This is a genomic window from Sphingobacterium sp. UBA865 (genome assembly GCF_002295765.1).
Lineage (GTDB): Bacteria > Bacteroidota > Bacteroidia > Sphingobacteriales > Sphingobacteriaceae > Sphingobacterium > Sphingobacterium multivorum.
Genome location: NZ_DBGB01000033.1, coordinates 1 through 20,833, shown reverse-complemented (window position 1 = coordinate 20,833; position 20,833 = coordinate 1). Strand labels below are relative to the sequence as shown.

15 protein-coding genes are annotated in these 20,833 nt (G+C 40.3%); 9 read left to right on the top strand and 6 right to left on the bottom strand.

Features of this window, described 5'->3' with window-relative positions; all coding sequences use genetic code 11:
* Position 1: 1 nt before the first annotated feature.
* Complete coding sequence (locus B2O97_RS18500) at positions 2 to 1,294, bottom strand: TIGR00341 family protein (protein WP_286767866.1); 1,293 nt, start codon at positions 1,292 to 1,294, stop codon at positions 2 to 4.
* Between the two features lie 259 nt (positions 1,295 to 1,553).
* Between B2O97_RS18500 and B2O97_RS18495 the strand changes: the two genes are divergently transcribed.
* The 4 genes from B2O97_RS18495 to B2O97_RS18480 all read left to right on the top strand — a co-directional run bounded on the left by B2O97_RS18495 (position 1,554) and on the right by B2O97_RS18480 (position 7,517).
* Positions 1,554 to 2,402, top strand: coding sequence for a mechanosensitive ion channel family protein (locus B2O97_RS18495; protein ID WP_070566538.1), 849 nt, complete (start codon positions 1,554 to 1,556; stop codon positions 2,400 to 2,402).
* Positions 2,403 to 2,482: 80 nt separating this feature from the next.
* On the top strand, positions 2,483 to 4,483 hold the full coding sequence (locus tag B2O97_RS18490) for a BCCT family transporter (protein WP_286767865.1): 2,001 nt from the start codon (positions 2,483 to 2,485) through the stop codon (positions 4,481 to 4,483).
* Positions 4,484 to 4,782: 299 nt separating this feature from the next.
* Positions 4,783 to 6,984: an ATP-binding protein gene (locus B2O97_RS18485; RefSeq protein WP_115048401.1), complete on the top strand. Its 2,202-nt coding sequence runs from the start codon at positions 4,783 to 4,785 to the stop codon at positions 6,982 to 6,984.
* 170 nt (positions 6,985 to 7,154) lie between these two features.
* On the top strand, positions 7,155 to 7,517 hold the full coding sequence (locus B2O97_RS18480) for a response regulator (RefSeq protein WP_286767864.1): 363 nt from the start codon (positions 7,155 to 7,157) through the stop codon (positions 7,515 to 7,517).
* Positions 7,518 to 7,607: 90 nt separating this feature from the next.
* Here B2O97_RS18480 and B2O97_RS18475 read toward each other — a convergent pair whose 3' ends face one another.
* The 3 genes from B2O97_RS18475 to B2O97_RS18465 form a co-directional block, all read right to left on the bottom strand.
* The gene (locus B2O97_RS18475; RefSeq protein ID WP_286767863.1) at positions 7,608 to 7,973 is read right to left on the bottom strand and encodes a response regulator; all 366 of its coding nucleotides are present in this window, start codon (positions 7,971 to 7,973) and stop codon (positions 7,608 to 7,610) included.
* A gap of 4 nt (positions 7,974 to 7,977) precedes the next feature.
* The gene (locus tag B2O97_RS18470; RefSeq protein WP_286767862.1) at positions 7,978 to 9,528 is read right to left on the bottom strand and encodes a PAS domain-containing sensor histidine kinase; all 1,551 of its coding nucleotides are present in this window, start codon (positions 9,526 to 9,528) and stop codon (positions 7,978 to 7,980) included.
* Positions 9,529 to 9,819: 291 nt separating this feature from the next.
* Positions 9,820 to 10,116 (bottom strand): hypothetical protein, encoded by a 297-nt coding sequence (locus tag B2O97_RS18465; protein ID WP_147282034.1) that lies wholly within the window; start codon positions 10,114 to 10,116, stop codon positions 9,820 to 9,822.
* A 199-nt stretch (positions 10,117 to 10,315) separates the two neighbouring features.
* Here B2O97_RS18465 and B2O97_RS18460 point away from each other — a divergent pair, with 199 nt between their 5' ends.
* Positions 10,316 to 10,789: a DinB family protein gene (locus B2O97_RS18460; RefSeq protein ID WP_115048411.1), complete on the top strand. Its 474-nt coding sequence runs from the start codon at positions 10,316 to 10,318 to the stop codon at positions 10,787 to 10,789.
* Positions 10,786 to 11,793, top strand: coding sequence for a S41 family peptidase (locus B2O97_RS18455; protein WP_115048413.1), 1,008 nt, complete (start codon positions 10,786 to 10,788; stop codon positions 11,791 to 11,793). The genes B2O97_RS18460 and B2O97_RS18455 overlap by 4 nt, the downstream gene beginning before the upstream one ends.
* Positions 11,794 to 11,824: 31 nt before the next feature.
* On the opposite strand, the gene B2O97_RS18450 is transcribed toward B2O97_RS18455, so the two are convergent.
* Complete coding sequence (locus tag B2O97_RS18450; RefSeq protein ID WP_286767861.1) at positions 11,825 to 13,387, bottom strand: TlpA family protein disulfide reductase; 1,563 nt, start codon at positions 13,385 to 13,387, stop codon at positions 11,825 to 11,827.
* Between the two features lie 733 nt (positions 13,388 to 14,120).
* Here B2O97_RS18450 and B2O97_RS18445 point away from each other — a divergent pair.
* The 3 genes from B2O97_RS18445 (at position 14,121) to B2O97_RS18435 (ending at position 18,522) form a co-directional block, all read left to right on the top strand.
* Positions 14,121 to 15,764 (top strand): fimbrillin family protein, encoded by a 1,644-nt coding sequence (locus B2O97_RS18445; RefSeq protein WP_286767860.1) that lies wholly within the window; start codon positions 14,121 to 14,123, stop codon positions 15,762 to 15,764.
* A 62-nt stretch (positions 15,765 to 15,826) separates the two neighbouring features.
* Positions 15,827 to 17,533: an SUMF1/EgtB/PvdO family nonheme iron enzyme gene (locus B2O97_RS18440; RefSeq protein WP_286767859.1), complete on the top strand. Its 1,707-nt coding sequence runs from the start codon at positions 15,827 to 15,829 to the stop codon at positions 17,531 to 17,533.
* A gap of 80 nt (positions 17,534 to 17,613) precedes the next feature.
* The gene (locus B2O97_RS18435; RefSeq protein WP_286767858.1) at positions 17,614 to 18,522 is read left to right on the top strand and encodes a fimbrillin family protein; all 909 of its coding nucleotides are present in this window, start codon (positions 17,614 to 17,616) and stop codon (positions 18,520 to 18,522) included.
* A 75-nt stretch (positions 18,523 to 18,597) separates the two neighbouring features.
* On the opposite strand, the gene B2O97_RS18430 is transcribed toward B2O97_RS18435, so the two are convergent.
* Positions 18,598 to 20,328, bottom strand: a complete 1,731-nt coding sequence (locus tag B2O97_RS18430; protein WP_286767857.1) for a tetratricopeptide repeat protein — start codon at positions 20,326 to 20,328, stop codon at positions 18,598 to 18,600.
* Between the last annotated feature and the right edge of the window lie 505 nt (positions 20,329 to 20,833).

Below are 20,833 nucleotides of genomic sequence, written 5' to 3'. Positions count from 1 at the left end.
GCTATCTTTTAATGATTTCGACACTGTCTTTTGGAAAGTGGTTTTTTAGCCATTTTTGCAATTTATCTTGTTGGATTTGTGTTAACGCGGCGGGGGAAGTATAAATAAATGCAATGAGATTTGCCACGCTATCGGTTTTTGCGTAATGCTGTTGCATTCCCATGCTATATGAATTTAATTCAGGGAACAGAACCTTAATATCCCGATCGAGCTCCGGACTTACGACCTGGTATTTTGTAAGTTCGTTGTTTAACGCGCGAATCGTTAGATCTTTCTCACTGACAGCTGCGGTACGTTTGTCTATTTCGCTAAGAATACTAGACTTTAAATCCAGGCTATCTTGGTGAATAATAAGTTTGGTGTTTTCAATTCCGAATGTATGCATTGTTTGTTCCAATGATTCTATCTCTTGACTACTGAACTTTTTTGCCAAAAAGGCTAATTCTAGTTTTTTCGGTTTACTGTTGAGCTGCATTTTTTCATAAATGACAGTATACCCTTTGTTGCTTAGTTCCTGCTGTACAAATTGCTTCACTTTATTGGTGTATTTTTTTTCCTGCAGCAGATTGTAAGCAAAATATATACTTGGTATGACGAGCGTTAGCGTGATAATTGTTATGCTTTGCGTAATCCTTTTTTCTCGTTGCTGATCTACATAATGAGTTTTTGGATAACGCAAATATTTAACAATAATAAAAGTCGCTATACAGATAAATACACAGTTGATAATATACAAAAACAATGCCCCTGCAAAATAGGCAAAATTGCCAATTGCAAGACCATAGCCCGCTGTACATAGGGGAGGCATAAGGGCTGTTGCAATGGCTACCCCAGGGATTGGATTGCCTTTGTCAACCCGAGTAATGGCTATAACGCCCACGAGGCCACCAAATATGGCAATCATTACATCATAAATATTTGGAGATGTGCGCGCGAGCAATTCGGATTGGGCTTCTTTGAATGGACTAAGCAGGAAATAGATAAAAGATACAACAAGACTGATGACTGTCGCAATCAGTAGATTTTTAATGGATTTTTTAAGCAAAGGAAAATCAAATGTTCCTAATGCGAAGCCTGCTCCGACGATAGGGCCCATAAGTGGAGAAATCAACATAGCTCCAATAATTACTGCTGTTGAGTTGACATTTAAGCCCACAGAAGCTATGACAATAGCACAGGCCAAGATCCAAGCATTGGAACCCCGAAAGGAAATGTTTGCAACGACGTTTTCTAATACCGTCTCCTTTTTTTCTTCACCTTGATGCAGATCAAAAAAGCTCAAAATTTTATTCATACACTTTTCACCTTAGATTTAAACGAATATAGTAAACATCCTTTATCTTATAGAGCATACGACCAAATTATTTGGAAAAGCGTGGTATAATAGCTACAGGTTTTCAAACCTGAAAAAGATAAATTTCGTTTTTGGGTTTTTAACAAACAATTAGGCAAACTAATTGTTGAAATTATAATCATTGGTATATTAATTTGTGATTATAACAATAAATAAATATATTAAGCCCTACGCCTTACATTTTTAATAAAATATAACTATGAACAATTTAGCATTGAACGACGTCCAGGAACATTGGAATAATTTTATTTCCTCAGCCATTGCCTGGGCACCACGAATTATTACTGCCGTAATTTCAGCTTTACTGATATATTTAATTGGATCATGGATCATTCGACTGGTCAAGCGCATGATTGATAAGGCTTTCGAACGCCGGCAGATGGATGTCTCCTTGCAGCGTTTTTTAAGTAATCTGATCAGCTGGATTTTAAATATATTGTTATTTATCGTTGTAGTCACACAGTTGGGCGTTCAAACCTCAGCATTTGTTGCCATTATTGGAGCTGCAGGTTTAGCCATAGGTTTGGCCCTGCAGGGATCTTTATCCAATTTTGCCGGTGGAATACTGATCTTGTTATTGAAACCTTTTCGGGTAGGGGATTATATCACGTCCAGTTCAAATGTTTCGGGTACGGTCACCGAAATTGATATTTTCAATACCAAATTAAATACGCCTCAAAATCAGCAAGTGGTAGTTCCAAATGGGGTATTGTCTAATAGCAGCATTACAAATTATACCCAGTTGGGCACACGCCGCACTTGGTTCGATATTGGTGTCGCCTACAACGCTGACTTAAAACAGGCGAAAGAAATTCTGATGGAAGTGGTTCGAAATAATGATTATGCTTTTAAGGAGCCAGCTCCGCAGGTTGTGGTAACCGAACTTGGCGACAGCGCAATTAATCTTTCGGTGCGTGTCACCACGTCAAACGAAAACTTTTGGACCATGCAGGAACAGTTGATTATTAATTGTAAAGAGGCATTGGATCAAGCTGGTATTGAAATACCATTTCCACAAAGGGATATCCATATTCGCAGCAATGCATGATTTGTGCGTAATAATGCATACGATTAACGTAATGATTGGTCGAAAGACCATAATGTAAACCAAATTTAATTCAATTGATTTTGTCAAAATCGACATTTAATAAAGGAATCATTATTCCAAGCCTGCTCTTCATTATAGGGGTTTGCCTGCTAGCGGTGTTTTTTCCAACGTTGAAAGTAAGTATTCTAGATACAATAAAACAGTTTATCTTTGTGAACCTCAATTGGGTATATGTCTGGGCTGTGACACTTTTTGTCATTTTCCTGGTTTACCTCATGTTTAGCAAGTTTGGTAATATCAAGCTCGGAAGTAACGACAGTAAGCCAGAATATACCTTCTTTTCTTGGATTTCTATGTTATTTGCTGCAGGTATGGGAATCGGATTGATGTATTTCAGTGTCGCAGAGCCGATGCAACATTTTTCGACCGAGGCTTTTGCCGGTAATCACTATATTAACCGAGCCAAAAATGCGCAGCTGTATACTTTTTTTCATTGGGGTATACATGCTTGGGCAATTTATGGTGTGGTCGGTTTGGCATTATCATATTTTGCATACCGCTATCGGCTTCCGCTTTCACTTCGTAGTTGCTTCTATCCTTTATTGAAAAACAAAATCAATGGAAAATGGGGTAATGCGATTGATGTATTTGCACTTTGCAGTACATTTTTCGGTATCACGACTACGTTGGGGTTCGGAGTGGTTCAAGTAAATGCTGGCTTGCAGACCCTGGGTCTAGTACCCGATAATAATTTTACCTATCAGATCATGATTGTTGGCGTGTTAACGATGTTGGCTGTTTTATCTGCCACCTCAGGGGTCGATAAAGGTGTAAAGATATTAAGTAATATCAATATACTAACTGTTATTATTCTGTTGCTATTTGTTCTTTTCTTTGGACCTACAGTTTACCTTATTGGCAGTTTTACAGAAGGAATAGGCAATTATGTAAACAATTTCTTTAGTTTGACTTTTGATACACATGTTTATGACGAGGCAACATTACCCTGGTTTTATAACTGGACAATTCTATACTGGGCCTGGTGGATATCATGGTCTCCCTATGTGGGGCTGTTTATTGCTAAAATTTCCAAAGGGCGGACCATTCGTGAATTTATTGCTGCGGTACTTATTATTCCGACCATATTTAATTTTATCTGGATGTCTGTTTTTGGAAATAGTGCCATGTGGTTTGATATTAATATCGCTAAAGGCGCTTTGAGTTCTTTAGCAGATAATCCAGATGCCTTGATGTTTCGATTTTTAGACTACTTGCCTTTGTCGGAAATTGTCAGTTATCTAGTTATCCTTATTATTATTATCTTTTTTGTAACCTCGGCTGATTCGGGCATATTTGTTATGAATAGTATTGCTACCAAGAATGCTCCAAAGTCCCCAAAATGGCAAATGGTTTTTTGGGGCGCTTTGTTGGCCATCTTAGCGCTCATGTTATTGAACACGGGTGGGCTGCAGGCATTACAAACTATGACACTTATAACAGCATTGCCATTTTCAATTATCATGTTGCTTTTTTGCGTCAGTTTGGTAAAAGCATTGACGATTGACCGAAGTTATTATGAGCGTGATTTTTCGGTGAGTACTGTGCCCTGGTCGGGCGAATTTTGGAAAGATCGCCTGCAACAGATTGTTTCTTTTAAAAGCCGTGAGTCGGTGGATGAATTTATGAGGAGTACAGTGAAGGCAGCGTTCGAAGATTTGCATGCTGAGTTTAAGGAGAATGGTATTGAATCAAAGATTCATGAGTCGGATAAACCAAATCGGATAGCTATTGAAATCCGACACGACCTAATCAACAATTTTATATATGGGGTCAAAAATCATTTTAAAGTGGTGTCCGATTATGTCGTCGAAGAAGAAAATCTCCCTGATATAGCCGATAAGAAAACTTATTTTCCGAAATCTTATTTTGGAGATGCTCGTGAGGGTTATGATATCCAGTATTTTACAAAAAATGAGCTGATAAGTGATGTTTTGAAGCATTATGAGCGCTTTTTAGAAATAATTTCAGAAGAAAAAAATGAAATGTTTATTAGCAGCAATGCCAACAAAAATCTGAGATGATCAGCAGGCTACGACGCATTGCTTAATATGTGAGATAGCTTGTGCCTAACCAAATCGAAGCTGCTTAATACCATTTTTATTCCGCGTTAAGCTATCCATTACTGGGGGAGGAATTTTATGAAAGAGCTCGAAAATCGGGCCAGCAGTCGATATTTAGTTCGTTTTTCTTCGGGTTTAAAGTGAAAGATGCAAATTTCGATAGGTCAGAATATTTTACTAATTTAGTAACATATGATAGCATTGATGGAGGATAGTTCTGTTGATTTTACCATATTTTTATTTAATAGATCAGTAACTTTATGCGTGAAATCAATTGTCATGAGGAAAAAATTCACCTGTGTGGAAATATACAGTCTTTTGGGTATTTATTTATCTTTGAAGACGATAAGTGTATTGCGGTAAGTGAAAACTGTGTAGCTATTGCAGGTGAAGATTACTCCGAAATACTCGGCATGACAGTAGACGATGTTCTTCATCGGATTGTTCCATCTTTTGAACTTCGTGGAGAGAGCATAGAACATGCTGTTTCAGACAACATGTTTGCCAGGTATGCCGATCGTGTAGCTATCCATGCTAACGATTATTTTTTAAGTCTCTATAGGTATGATGGCAAAATTTATCTTGAAATAGAGACCTGCAATCCGCTTGCTGTCAAAACCACCAAATTATATTATTATGCCAAGCATTTAGATGACCGTAGCGGGGGCAACTCTTGCTGGCAGGCATTGACTGAATTGATTAAGGACATTATTCACTATGATCGGGTGATGGTATATCGCTTTTTGGAAGATAATAGTGGACAAGTTATTGCAGAGAGCAGGAGCGCTGATCTGGAATCTTTGATGAATTACCGTTATCCGGAATTCGATATTCCTGCACAGGCGCGCGAGCTTTACCGTATTTTTCATGCCCGCCATACGGCGGATGTCAATGCGGAAGCGATTCCGCTGATGGGGCGTAGTGCCGATGATCTGGATCTTACACGCTGCAGCCTTCGGGCGCTTTCACCCATGCATTTACAATACCTTAAAAATGCCGGCGTAAAGGGGAGTGCAAGTTTTAGCATTATCGTGGACGATGAGCTTTGGGGGCTTGTAGCCTGTCAGAATCGGGAGCCAATGCATGTCGATCTTTCACAGCGCCATCTATGTACTTTTCTTACACAATACGCTGTAAACAATTATCTGGCAGATTTTCAGAAGAAACAGGTGAAAGTTCAGAAAAATCTATCACAGCTGAAGCATGATCTAAAAAGTGATTTGTTGGTCAAGCGCGACTTGTATGACGTGTTGGAAAAGTATGCCCTGCGTATTATGGAGGTAATGAATGGGCAGGGTCTACTCATTAAACGTGATCGTGCGATCATGATAGTGGGTGAGGTGCCTGATAAAAAAATGCTCCGAGAAATTGATAAAAAAATAGCCACTGCAGAGTTTTTTGCGACTGATAGATTTAAGGAGGATGGTCCTTCCGAAGATGTTGAAATGTTTCCCGGTGTACTACGCATCAGTATTCTGCCCGCAAATAACTGGTACGTATATGTTTTTAGAAAAGAACGCCTGATAGAAGAGACCTGGGCAGGGAAGCCAGAAAAGGTGATGCAGGTTGACGAAGATAGAAAGATCACCTTTCCCTCGCCACGTTCGTCATTCGAGGCATGGAAAAAAATTACAAAAGGAAAAGCCGAAAAATGGCAATCTTCTGAACTCGCTTTTATTGAGGATATTACACAAATTATTCAGCAAGCGGTAGCACAACGTGGTGGAGAGATTGATGAATTGAACAAGAAACTGGTGCGCTCTAATAATGCGCTTGATACTTTTGGCTACACACTGACCCATGATCTTAAAAATCCGCTGACGACGATACAGCTCACTGCACAAATGTTGCTCCATAAAAAAGACATCTCTGAGGAACTGCTTGCAAAGTCAATGAAAAATATCTTAGATGGGACGCAGCTGATGCGGGATATGATGGATAGAGTCTACCAAATGTCAAAGGTAAATCATGTCGACTTTGTGTTCGAACCAATTAATCCAAAGTCCAAGATTGTCAATATCGTTGAAAATTGCAAACAGCAATACCAGGTCCCGCATTTAGAATTTATAATGGGCGAAACACTGCCTGTATTGGGGGAGAGAACATTGATCTATCAATTGTTTCTGAACCTTGTTGGCAATGCCATAAAATACAGCAGCAAAAGGCAAAACCCGCAGGTGTCCGTTAAGAGCATGCGGCAGGGAAATACGGTCCGGTATGATATCAAGGATAATGGAATCGGAATTGATTTGAAGGAGGGCGACAAAATTTTTGAAATCTTTGCCCGAATGCCCAATTCAGAAGGCTTTGAGGGTTCGGGGGTTGGCCTGTCCATTGTTAAACAAATTGCGAGTAAGCTCAACGCAACTATTCATGTAGAAAGCGAATTAGATGTCGGTACTACATTTTCAGTCGTCTTCAAAGATGTGCCTGAAGCAGATCGTATGCATTTAGTATCTTAATCAAAGGAACGTAAACTTTTATCCAATAAATTGTCTATCTTGTAAAATCTCAAAGAAAGATTATATAAACGGTTTGGTAACCAACTATCTGCCCAGCTTAGGTCTATATTTTAAATCCCCCCACAAGACCATATTTTTCAATCATTGCGGTGTTTTTAAACAATCAAAAAATGAAAAAGAAAATTGTTGTTTGTGATGATGATGCCACCATCCTTCACGTTTTGGAGCTGGCTCTAAAGAATGAATTTAGAGAGGTTTATTTAGTGTCAAAAAGCAGAGAACTAATTGCTTCTGTCGAAGAAATTGACCCTGATATTATACTATTGGATATTAAAATGCCATGGTTGTCAGGCGGCGATATCCTTCGTGAACTCCGAAGTTCGGAAAAACATCAAAATATTCCGGTGATCATGATGTCTGCGAGTTCGCGTGGGAAGCAGATAGCTTCTGAGTGTGGAGCCGACGCTTTTTTGGCCAAACCATTTGAACTGGACGATCTATTACTTCTCGTGGATAAAATGGGCCAAGCGTAAGCGTTTAGCTTTGAATGATCACATCAGCTGCATAAAAGCACTTTCCATTAAAAAGTGCTTTTATGTGCCTGGCCAGCGTGTATTTGGGGATTAGGTTTTTAGTATGCTATTAATTTTATCCGTAATATCGGTTAAATCAAAGGGTTTAGCAATAAAGCCATTTGCGCCTAAGTTCCCTGCTATTTCAGGTCCATCGACGCTTGCCGATAGCACAATGATAGGAGTTTCTTTGATTTCAGGCGTACTGCGGATAATTCTGATCAGCTGGTCACCAGAAATTATGGGCATCCAGAGGTCTAGCAGCAAGAGGTCTGGTTCATGCAAAATTAATTGCTTTGTCAAGTGCGTGCTATTTATTTCGCATATGACATGATATCCTTCTAGTTCTAAAAAAAGCTCCAGCATCTCGAGTATTCCTCGGTCGTCATCACAGATCATTATCTTTTTAGGCTGCATATTTTTATTTGTTGTTTACAGTGGGTAATGTGAAATTAAATGTGGATCCTTCTCCTGGCTCGCTTTCGACCCACAGTGTTCCTTTGTGGTGTAAGATAATCTCATGCGAAACATAGAGCCCAATGCCTAAACCCGGAAACTTTTTCTGTATATGGCTGACACGGAAAAATCGCTCGAAAATTTTTAGTCTATCCTGGTAGCTTATGCCCATGCCATAATCACGTACAGAGATTTTAACAAAGTTGGCTACTTTGTGGATACTAACCTCAACTTTTTTCGATTCGGGTGAATATTTAATAGCATTGGAGAGCAGATTGTTCAGCACTTGGATAATCTGGAGCTCGTCGCCCTCGACGATACTACCTGTATTTCCTATAAGGTGGATGTCAGAATCAGGTGCCGCCAATCGCATGCTTTCGACGGCGTCTTGGATGGTCTTATCGATCTCAAAAGGCTCCATGTGCAGCTCAAGATTTCCAGATTGAATTTTAGACGTATCTAAGAGTTTTGCTATTAGCAAGTTCAAGCGATCGATATAAACCGTGATTTTATCTAAAGTTGAGACATACTTCGGATCGGTGTTTTCGGCACTCAATCGCTGTAAGATCTGGAAGAGACCCTTAATTGTTGTGAGGGGTGTCTTAAGTTCGTGGCTTGCAATGGACAGGAAATCATCTTTACGCCGATCCTGCTCCTTCTTTTCTGTAATATCTTCGATGGCGATCAGGATCCGGTCTTTGTACTGGCCCTCGAATTCAATACGATAAGCATTAAGGAGCATGACTTTTCGACCAATATGAGGAAAGATATGGTCTACCTCATAATCGATAACCGGGTTATTGGTAGGCAATATCTGAGTGAGCATCTCTTTTAACGAAGAAATATCCCACTGCTGATTACCGAGGTCAAATAATAAATTTCCTACCGTTTCTTCTGTGGTGACTTTAAATGAGTTTAAAAAATGCCTATTGGCGCTCAGGACGATATATTTGGCATCGAGCACCAAGAGACTTTCTCGTACTGTTTCAATAATACTGGACAGAAAACTTTCTTTATCTTGCAGTTCTTTGGTTCTTTGCTGTATTTTGAGCTCCACATGTGACTTTTCTTCCCGAAGATCATGCTCCGCTTTTTTTCGATCACTGATATCATTTTGAACACCAATAAAATGAGTTACCTGACCTTCTTCATTCTTCACGGGTGAAATAAAAAGTTCATTCCAAAAAAGCGTTCCATCCTTACGATAATTTCGAATTTCAATCTTACATTCTTCGCCGCGTTCAATGGATTCTTTGATAATCTTACGTTCGGCTTGCGAACGGTCCTGAGCCTGTAAAAATCGGCAGTTGTGGCCAATAATTTCATCGTGGGCATAACCACTGATGGTTTCGAAAGCTTTATTGCAATAAATGATGGGATTATCATACTGCAGATTGTCTGTAATTATAATACCCGAATAGGCAGAATTCAATGCTTTTAGATAAAGATCTAAATCATTGTTCTTGTTTTCAGTACGTTGCGTTGAATTGTTGATGCAGGAAGCATTTTTTTTCATATATTTTAAACTCCCATATTAATTAAGGTGTCCCAATTTAGTCGATAATTTTGAAATTGAAGCGGATTTTGGGATGTCTAAATTAAAAAACCGTATAAATTCCTGTTGAAAATATAAAATATAATCAATGAAAATGATATCAGGACACCTATTTTTGATCTGACTGAACCGATTTAACTGGAACGCGGAACTGCGCGCATTTATTGTCGCGGTTCAGCGCTGTATACTGACCTTGGGCACTTTTTCAACTATCGAAATCGCTTAAACTGCAACTGTTTCCGTATCACTGCCTTATTGATGTCTATTGCCTTTATGGTAATACGAAATGTGTTTGTTGATCCCTTGCACCGCATTATTTCTGTCGGGCGATACCCTGACGGGGGCATATTGCAACGATACAATATCCATGCTGTCGATTTCGGGCATATTAAGCGGGCGGTACCAAGAAGGTGGGTTCGTTAGATTGCCCGTCTCTTTGCGATCTGTTTGTTCTGTTGATTCTTGTACAGAACGCTGTTTCCAGTGTCTGTAAATGAGCAGTGCTGCTCCGGCAACTGCCGTGATAACGAGTCCGATTTGTGCTTTCATACTTTCTTTTTTAAGAATTGAACCATTTCCTTTCAAATTGAACAATACTCAAATCAAAAAGTTCAATAAAAAAAGAATCAGCGTCTTCAGGTGCCATTGGAAGAAATTGATGTATAGCATCCGATTCCCGTAAATAAGCTTTGACAGTTTTAAAGATTCAGCTTATTTTTGCGTACAAAACACAGACAGTTAACAGGACATGGAATCACTCTTTTGCGCATGGAAAACGAGTCGGATGGCTTACCTCAAATTCTTTGAAAACTATTCTCTGGAACAGCTCAATCGCATTCCTGATGGTTTCAGCAATAACCTGATCTGGAATATTGGCCACATCATTGCCACACAGCATAAATTAATCTATATCGGATCTGAGGTAGAAGGACATATCCCTGAGGAAATCTTCAACAGCTACCAATCCGGAACAAAGCCTTCAGCAGCGGTATCGCAGCAGGAAGCTGATCTGCTGAGAAGATTGCTCCTCGAACAGATTGAACCGACCATCCGTGATTTTAACAACAAAAAGTTTGTGACCTATCAGCAACGCACAACGGGTACGGGCTTCCGTCTCACTTCAATAACGGATGCCTTCGAATGGAACAACTTTCATGAAGGCCTGCATTTGGGTTATATGATGAGTATAAGGAAGTTTATTGCTACAAAAATTCCAAGATGACCAGATTGTTTTTATTATTATTACTTTTATTTTCTTCGAGATATGCGTTTCCGCAAACGTTTAAAAATGACAGTGTAAAATCATTTGTTGATAAATCCATTGAACTTATATCGGCCAATTCAATTCATAAAGAAAACCTTGAGGTTATTAAACGTGAACTATACAATAAAGCCCAAAATTTAAACTCGATTGATGAAGCCGCAACATTATATGAAGCCGTATTTAGGCAGCTCAACGATTATCATGGCGGTCTTAAATTCAAAGGAAAAACCTACGGATGGAATAATCCTAATGTGATGACCAATGTTTATCTGAAAAATAGGCTTAACACGGAGAAGAGTACGTTTAGTGAGGTGATTGATCATAAAATAGGATATCTCCGAATAGTTGGAAACAGTGATTTTGCGTTTAAAAAAGTTGATAGTATCGCTGATGATATTGTGACCCATATCAATGGGATCAATTCAGCAGAAATTAAAGGCTGGATTATAGACCTGAGATTAAATACCGGAGGAAATATGTATCCGATATTACTCGGACTGAAAGAGTTTATCGGATACAATGTACACTTTGGAGGTTTTAGGGACGCTGGTAATCATTCTACAGGCGACTGGGAAATTAAGGCGGGAAAGTTGCTGATAGATGGAAATATGCTGGACAGAAAATCAGCGTTGATCTATCCGATTGCAAATGATGTTCCATTGGTTATTTTGACCAGCTGCTATACGGCAAGCGCGGGTGAAATGACTGCCATATCCTTTATTGGACGAAAAAATACGTTTATTGTAGGGGAAAAGACCGCAAATTATACAACCGCGGTGCAGGGGTTTAAAATAAATGATCATGCGGGCATTAACTTGTCAACAGATTATGTGGTGGACAGGAATTTAAAAGTTTATAAATCCTATATTTCGCCTGATTTTGAAGTCGTGGGAGACGACAACCTCACAGTGCTGGAAAAGGATCGTAAAATAATCAAGGCCCTGGAACTTTTGGGCCAATAGCAGGCGTATGAGCTGTTCTCGAAATCTGCCGCTATTGGAGCAACGTATTGATTTTATCTTTTGCGGTTAGTGGTCGCAGGTGGTTTCCTGTTTCTAGAATTGTGCCGTCTCGGTCTATCAAAAGGTAAAATGGTATGCCGCTGACCTTGAATAGGTCTCGAATGGAGCCGCTCTGTTTGGCTGATAGGAAATAATGCTGTCCGCCCAGATCATAGCTACTAACCGTTGCCTTGTACTTGTCCTGATCTGAATCAAGACAGAGGTATACAAATGAAACGTTTTTGTTCTGAAAATCGGCTTCTATTCGTTTGGAGTTGGGAAATTCACTCAAGCAGGGGGCGCACCAGGTCGCCCAAAAATCGACGTAGATTACTTTACCCTTGTTGCTTCGTAAGATATCTTCCATGATCTCTTGGATCGGAGAGGATTGCATATCCTTTAGAATAGCACGGCTATTGAGTTCAGGATGCTCGACTCGGGCTTTTGTAGCAAGGTATTCCTGCTGCAGTGGATCCCGCAGAAAGGGGGAAGTAATATGTCGGGTGACAATTGTAATAAATTTTTCGTAGGTTTTGAAATCCTGTTTTCGAAAACTTTTTGAAAAGTGATGGCTCAGCATGATTTCGCGTAAGAGCGGATCGCTCACATAATTAACTATCCCGTGCAATTGTAGTGAGTCAGCAATAGTAGTGGACGCAAACCGTTCCCCACTTGGTGTAATTCCCCAATTTGCGTCGCTTGTTTCCTCAAATCTCCGTCTTTCGTTAATATAATAATCATAAAATGAGGAAAATGTAGATACCGCATTTGTGTTCATTAAATGGCTTTTTTCGAGTGGAAGACGCTTTGCCAACTTGTCGTAAAATCCTATGGGGATAACAAAGGTGGTATCCATGGGGCCTAGATTATTGGCTCTTTTGTGATCTATGGAATAAAACTGTATGTTATCGTAATAAGGAGTTTCTGTCTCAAAAAGAGCCCAATTTTTACTTTCAGCATTTGGGCTATAGGTATGGACAAACTCGTCATACAACGCTTTGCCTTTTTGGCGTACGGTATCGTTGAATCGCATATACTGTACGGGATCGTAATTTTTTACGGCATAAAAATTCTTATTTTGGTCGTAGAGTTCACTAGCAAAATAAAGATTTTGGAATTGTGCGATCTGGGTATTGGTGACGGCGGAAGTCCCGGCAAATTTGACTGTGCGCAAAAGGGAACTTCTTTGGTCAGAATTACCATCAAAAGAGACCCAAAGACTGTCTTGGGGATGAAGTACAATGCTAAAATTCGTCCGATAGCCTAACCAAACCTGCGTAGGTATATATAAATCCACCTCCGCGTAAAAATCACCTTTATCGTTGACCTTGGGGTAAATGGTGATCGCAGAAAGTCCCAGCCGATTCAGGGTTATATTCAAGGGGATCAAAGGATCATAATGTATAATCTTTCCTTGTACAATTGCTTTTACGGCCCTTTCTTGTGCACTACTGATCGAACAGACTATACATAATAGGATGAGTAGAAATCTGGAAAAAAGATGTATTTTTTGCTCTTTTAAAGGTTTTTTAGGTTTTGGGATTGTGGTAAGCATGCTTAGGTTATTTAATTAAAGATAAAAAAAAATCGGATCTTTAGCATGATGCTCTTCCTGCTTTCTTATACCTGTATTTTTTATCTCGCGATAAGGTTTGGGGGGAGATATTTTGTGTTTATGCAACAGGTTGCGAGTTGGTAAATAGTAACAGGTACATATTGATTAAGAAATTTACTTAATTGTTGCTGGAAGTAATTCTTTTATAGCTAAAACAACTAAATCCGGATCGCTAATCTGTACCAAATGAGCACTATGTTAAGTATATTATACCGAGGGTAGTGCTGGTAAGTCTACCGTTTATAAAATTGATGGCGCAACGGCTGTGGCCTCGGCTGTCTTAACCACCGATGGTAAGGCGGCGATAAGGGGTGTTTACAGAATCCCTGTAAATAATTAGCGGACTCACATTTTTTTCAAACAAACAAGGTCTTCNNGAAGACCTTGTTTGTTTGAAAAGGTTGTGAATCAATTATAATGTACTTGGTTTTCACTATCTGAGATAGACTGTATTGACACTGTATAGGGATTGTCCACCTTCTGTCCACCCCTATAATTGTGATGTTAGGATGGTTTTAAGCTAATTTTGGACTTGTAGTTAAATGCCATTTTGGATCTTATGCCTTAAGATTAAATTGTTCGCAACACTTGGGGAATGCGATGTGTGCTGCATGTCAGGACGATGGAAATTAGGGGGTACCTTGCTGGAAAATGATGTTGAAATATGAAAAGGATGTATAAAATAGTATATTTTTTGCTTGCTGTATTTAGCTTATTAAGTTGTAAGCAGTCGGATAATTTACCGCTGGAGATGAGTGATATTTCACTTAAAATAGGGGTTCGAACTGCCCATGCTGGTCTGAGTAATTCAAGTGTATGGGCCGATGGTGACGAGATGGGATTATTTATGATGGCGAGTGGACAAAGCAATCTGTCCTTGGGCATGGAATACAATCGTAAATATACCTATAGTGCTGGTGGAGCCGCTTTCTTTTTATCGGGCCAACCGATTTATTATCCAACTACAGGGCAGGTTGATATTGTGGCTTATGCGCCCTATCGCCAAGTAACTGGTAATACACTGTCCATCGATCTTTTGGATCAACATGATTTAAGGAGCTTAGATCTACTTTATAGCAATAGTAGTATTGGAATTGTGAAGAGCAAGGAGGAGGTGGATTTCAATTTTAAGCATATGCTTTCCAAGATCAACTTTAACTTGACTGCTGGTTTGGGGGGTTCTCCTGTCGTACTCTCATCAGCGCAGATTTCTTTGGAAGGCTTTTCTTCCGACGCTACCTTCAATTTGGCGACTGCAGTCCTGCACAATGCGAATGCCTCGGGCACAATTCATGTGGGAACTAATCGTTCGGCTATCCTGCTACCTCATACCGGAACGGGTGGTCGGGTGTTAACCATTCAACTTGGAGCGCAACAGATGCATTATACTTTTCCGGTAACTGATGCATTTGAGCAAGGAAAGGAATATAATTATACCATTACCGTTAAGAATAAAGAGATAGAAGTGCAACGTGCAGCTATTACCGATTGGCAAACAATAGGTCAGGTTACGGAGACCGAGCCGGTTGCTGCTGACCTGGTGTGGATACCCGAAGGTAGTTTTCTGATGGGAAGCCCCAATACCGATACAGATGCCAGTGCCAATGAAAAGCCACAACACTGGGTGCGTTTTGAAAAAGGATTTTACATGAGCAAATATCTGGTTACAATTCAAGATTACTGTGATTTTATTAATGCGAGCAATGTAACCATACCTTCCATCGGGTATATCGCTAATGTGCCGCTCAATGGGAATTGGGTCAGGGGATTTGTCGCTAATAATCAGTATAATGTACCTCGCTACAATGGGACGAAATGGGTTCCCCCGACTGGTTTTGAACATTATCCTATGATGTTACTTACGTTTGACGGGGCTTTGGCTTATGCGAAATGGGCTGGAGGTACCTTGCCTACTGAGGCACAATGGGAGTATGCCTGTCGTTCGGGGACAGCAACGCGATGGTCTTTTGGTGATGATGAGAATCAGTTGGCCAATTATGCTTGGTATAATCAAGGTAGTTCACAGTTTGACGTTGGAAGTAAGTTGCCTAATCCTTGGGGGCTATATGATATGCATGGTTTGGTGGCAGAATATTGTTTTTCTGCGGGTGATTACCCGCCTGGCGCACAAAATCAAACGGATGCACTGCTTGGACCGGGACCGGCCAACGAGGCAGAAGCGAATCATGCGTTTCGAGGAGGAAGTTATGACATGGCGAGTTTTACAGCAACTCAGACGAGAGCTGCCTACCGTTCATTGAGAGAAGCTTCTTATTTCAGTAACATGCTAGGTTTTCGCATTGTTATTAACCCTTAATTTATACAACATAGCACCGAATTATGTATAGTAACCTCATAACAGTTTTAAGTAGAAAATATTTGTTTCAATTTTTTCTGTGTTGTTTTATGCTGATGTCCTGTCAGGAGAAATTAGATTTAGCTGTCATAGATCCTAATTCGGGGCGTGGGAATATGGCGTTTCAGATTGGAATCATCAATAACACGAAAGTTGATGATAATCAAAAAAATGTGACAAAAGCCACTTTGCAGTCCAGTAAATCGAACGGTAATATGGCATTAACTCCCCCAGTGTCTGCGAGCGATTTTACCGCAAGTTTTAGCGCTGGCGATACGATAGGCATCTTTGTTGTGCCAGCGGGTCAACCATTAACTGCTGGAAATAGCCTGATCGCTAATGCCAAATTGTCTTTTAACGGTACTAAATGGACGGGTGCCGTCAATTGGCCGGCAGGTACCAGTTTTGATTTTTACGCTTATTACCCTTATCGTGCGGGGCTGACAAATCCTGCTTCAATCAGTTTCTCGGTCAAGAAAGATCAAACTATATGGTCGGATTTTCAACAGAGTGACCTGATGTTTGCAAAAGCCGAAGCCATCAACTTGGGCGCTACGGTGCAGCTTGATTTTAAACATCTGTTGAGTTTGGTACAGGTAGAGCTTGAAGCAGGAACGTCGAAAGCCTCTAGTCCGGATGTTGATATGGTCGTTAACCTGACGAATATTATTTGTGATGGGCATTTGGCGCTAGCGAGCGGCACTTTCACCCCGCTATCCGGGCAGCAGAGTAGTGTACGTATGTATCGCGTGGAGCAGCCCGATGATACCGATTATGAAACGAAGTTTACCTATCGTGCACTTTTGCCAGCTCAGATGCTTGAGGGTGGGAAGCGGAGCTTATTTCTGAGTCAATCGGGTCAATCCTATATCCAGCAGCAGAAGAGCTCTTTACAGCTTTTGGGGGGCACCTCACATCGGATAGACGTGCCTCAACTCAAAAATCTCTGGCGAGCGGTATGGATTCCTGCAGGTACTTTTCAAATGGGTAGCCCAGCTACTGACCCCAATGCAGATGCGAATGAAAAGCCACGGCATTGGGTAAAATTGACCAAAGGTTTCTATATGAGCAGGTATGAGGTTACCGTTGCCGAGTATGCTGATTTTCTAAATGCGATGAATATCGTTGGAGGGGGACTTTCTGTACATGTCCCGCTCGATGGAAATATGGTACTCGCTTTTTCCGTATTTCAAAATCTAGTAAGTCAGCCTCATTACATAGATGGAAAATGGAAAGCATTACCAGGTAGTGAAAATGTGCCTATGGCGGTTGTATTTTTTGAGGGAGCCAAAGCTTATGCAGCCTGGGCAGGAGGGGCGTTGCCGACGGAAGCGCAATGGGAGTACGCCTGCCGTGCAGGTACGGAAGATCGCTGGTTTTTTGGCGATGACCCTGCCCAAATCAACAGTTATGCTTGGACTAACCTGCAAGGGACGGGGCTCAAAAGTGCCGCTGTTGGTACCTTGAAACCCAATAGATGGGGATTGTATGATACCTATGGCAATGTAGCAGAATGGTGTCTCAGCAATGGTCCCTATCCGTCTACTGCAACGACAATGGAAACAGCTGTTGTAGATCCATCCATTCCGGATGCTACATCAACTAACCGCTTTGCGCGCGGGGGGAACTTTAATAATGGTTTGATTTATGCGCGCTCAGCGGCTAAAATACAATCGTTGGTTTCTTCTTCGACCTACCTTATCGGATTTCGTATAATAAAGTATCGATAAAATAAGCTTGTCTTAATACCATAGCGTATTGCCGTAAATCACATTGTCATAACTAATAAATTAAAAAGTGAAAATTAAATATGAAAACACAATTGTTAACAGCCTTTTCGGCAGCAGTCCTGTTACTCGGGGCCTGCGCCAAGAATGATACACCTGATGTGGAACATGAGGTGATCAATTTCAGTGGACAAATTAGTCAGCTTAAAGCAACAAGTAACCCTTCGGGGGCGAGCACAGTATGGGCTTCGGGCGATCAGATCGGTATTTTTATGGTTAATCATGGGACCACGACCATAAGCGAAAATAGCAGCAATCGCCAGTACAACTTTAATGGGACTGTATTTGCTCCAGCAACGGGACAGGGGATTTATTACCCTGTTTCGGACAGCAAAGTGGATTTTGTAGCGTATTATCCTTTTGTACCCACAGCTTCTTTGTCGACAGTGCAGCCTATCGATGTTTCCTCGCAAAATGACCTGAGCAAAATTGATTTTCTTTGGAGCAAAGCAACAAATGGCGTGAATGGATTCAATAAAAGCTCCGGAACTCAGGTTCCACTCGTTTTTGACCATAAGCTCAGTAAAGTGGTTATCAAACCTACTGCAGGAACTGGTCTGGATGCTTCCAACGCTGATTGGTCCGCGATGGGAGTTAAGATAAAGGGTATGCAAACCATGTCGAGCATTGACCTGAGCACAGGGACACTGGGAGCAGCTAGTGGCCCTGCGGATATAAGCCCCTTTGTAAAAGCTAGCGGATCAGCCTATGAAGCTATTGTGCTTCCGGCTACCTACGCAACGGCCGGAGCTGTGCGCTTCACCTTTGAGATAGGTAACGATACCTATGCTTGGGCAAGTCAGGCGAACGAACAATTCGAGCCTGGCAAAGAATATACTTATACGATTACAGTGCATAAAACAGGCGTCGTATTGGGCAATGTAACTATTAAAGATTGGGATACCGTTAGCCGTACAGGTACGGCAGATTAAACTTGGACCTACTCTTTAAATTGTATTTTTCCATTTGGGCCGATTAATAGGATAATCGGCCCATTTTCTTTTTTATTAGGAAGAATAAGTGGCCCCCAATTTTTTTTTAAGGCGCTGTTTCGCTTTTTTTATACCCTCTATAGAGATGCAAAGAAGCTCACTCATACTCGCATTACTCAGCTCCAGCTTCTGTAAGGCTAATATACGGAGGTCGTTTTCGGTAATTTTTGCATGTTCATCTTTCATCTGTTGTAAATAGTCAGGGTATACCTGGTCAAACGTATGCCTAAACCTTGCCCATCGGTCGTCTGTCATAATATGTGTTTCCATTAAGGCATTGAGGTTCGCTTTTACTTCGGCAATATAGGTTGGATTTTGATTCTCTTCCTTTTTTAGTTCCTCACGCAGCTGTTGAATCGTGATGTCATTTTGCCTGACAGTATCCGTAAATTCGCTGAGCGAGTTTTTTAATATGAGGAGTTCTTGATCGACAAGCTGCTTCTTGTGGTTAAGTTGGAGTTGTTCCCTTTCAAGATTTGCGTTACGTATTTTGATGTTTGCCCTCGACCTATTGATTAATAGAATAACGATAGCAAAAATTAAGACAAGTAGAAGACTCATAAATTGATAAGTACTTTTTACTTTCTGTCTTTTCTCTGCTTCGGACAGTAAGGCGCGGTTATATTTTTCCTGCTCACTCTCCCAGATGATTTTCTGCAATTCTTTGATATTTGTTCTTTTCTCCAATGAATCTCTCAACAATATATAGCGGTTTAAATAGTGAAGTTGTTTGCTCTGCTGTCCTAATCCATGCGAAATCGCAGCTAATGATTTGGCTGCATCCATCTTATATTTCAGAAAGTAGGGTTTGTCTTCCATAAGATGTTCACTCGCCTCTATATGTTTTTTTGCAAGTTGCCATTCCTGCTGGTCAATATACCAGCTTGCTAAAATTAGATTTGCCCGCATGGCATCATTGGGCTCGTGATACCGTAATGAGAGGTCAATATTTTGTTTGACCAGTTCGATTGCTTTTTTTTTATCTCCTGCTTCCCAACTATAATCCGCCATGTTGCCGGATATAATTCCGATCCACACAGAATCTTTTGCTTGTTGAGCTTCGGCCATGGCCTGTTTTAGGTATTTAAGCGCTTCAGGAACAGGATTGTCTACCGATAGGTAGACAGCTATTGAATTGAGTAGATCAATCCGTGCTCTTGAAGCAGGTCTTGCAAAAGGCAAAGCTTCATGAAGATAGTTTACAGCTTTTTTTTGGTCGCCGATATGATTAAAAAAGCTCGCCATAAATTGATAATGTTTTACGGGCAATGGTATTTTTTTTCTGTCTATTCTGGCATTTAGATCATTGGCTCGTAAGAAATAAGGGAAAGCATCGATGACCTTGCGGTATACGAAATTATAATAGCCCTGTCGTATATTCCCGATCATCTCCAGTTCTGGGTTTGGATGCGCTTCGATTAAGTTTCTGGCGTATTTGTAATATTGGTCAGAACGAGCATTTGTATGGTCGAAAGCAACGGAATAACCATCTGCCATGAGCATATAATAGGCCCATTCTAGGGGAATACTGTTGTGCTGTTTGGCTAATGTTTTTATGGGCTCTAATTCCTTTTTCAATAAAGTGGTGTCGCGATTAAAGTGGCTTGGAAGGTTTAACACGGCTTCTATCTGCTGCAATGGATTTTTTATGGCTTGTATTTGGGTGATAGACTGTGCATTTAGTAAGTCAGTGCTTTTAAAAAATATAATGAGTATAAGTGAAATGTAATACCAATAGACTTTCATCCTCAATAGCGTGAATTTAACGGTTAATATGAATAAAACCACCTTAACTAATTTAATAAGGTAATTTTCGTGTAAAGATAATAAAAATATTTAAGCTTAATAGATGCTTCCTTTTATCTGAGCCTAATATGTGCTTCATCTGTTAAATTAATCGCATGGCGATCGGTTTTAAAAATCCGCCTAGACTTACCAAGCGGATTTTTAAGTTAAAAAGAGAACTTAGTTGATAAGAAGTGTGTCTGTATAAGACGCTGTAAATACATCAATTGCATTCTTGACAGGTATAAATGAAGACTTCAAAAGTACTTTCTCACCTGTTTTCCAATTTGGTAATACGATCTTCAGCGAATCAGGATGCAAAGACAGATTGGAATTGCAATAGTAAATCGGAGACTTTTTAAGCAGCTTTTTCCATTTCCAATTCTAGCTCACGAGGTGTCTTATATCCAATTGCTGAATGTAATCTGCCTTTATTATACCAATCCTCAATATACCTAAACACACA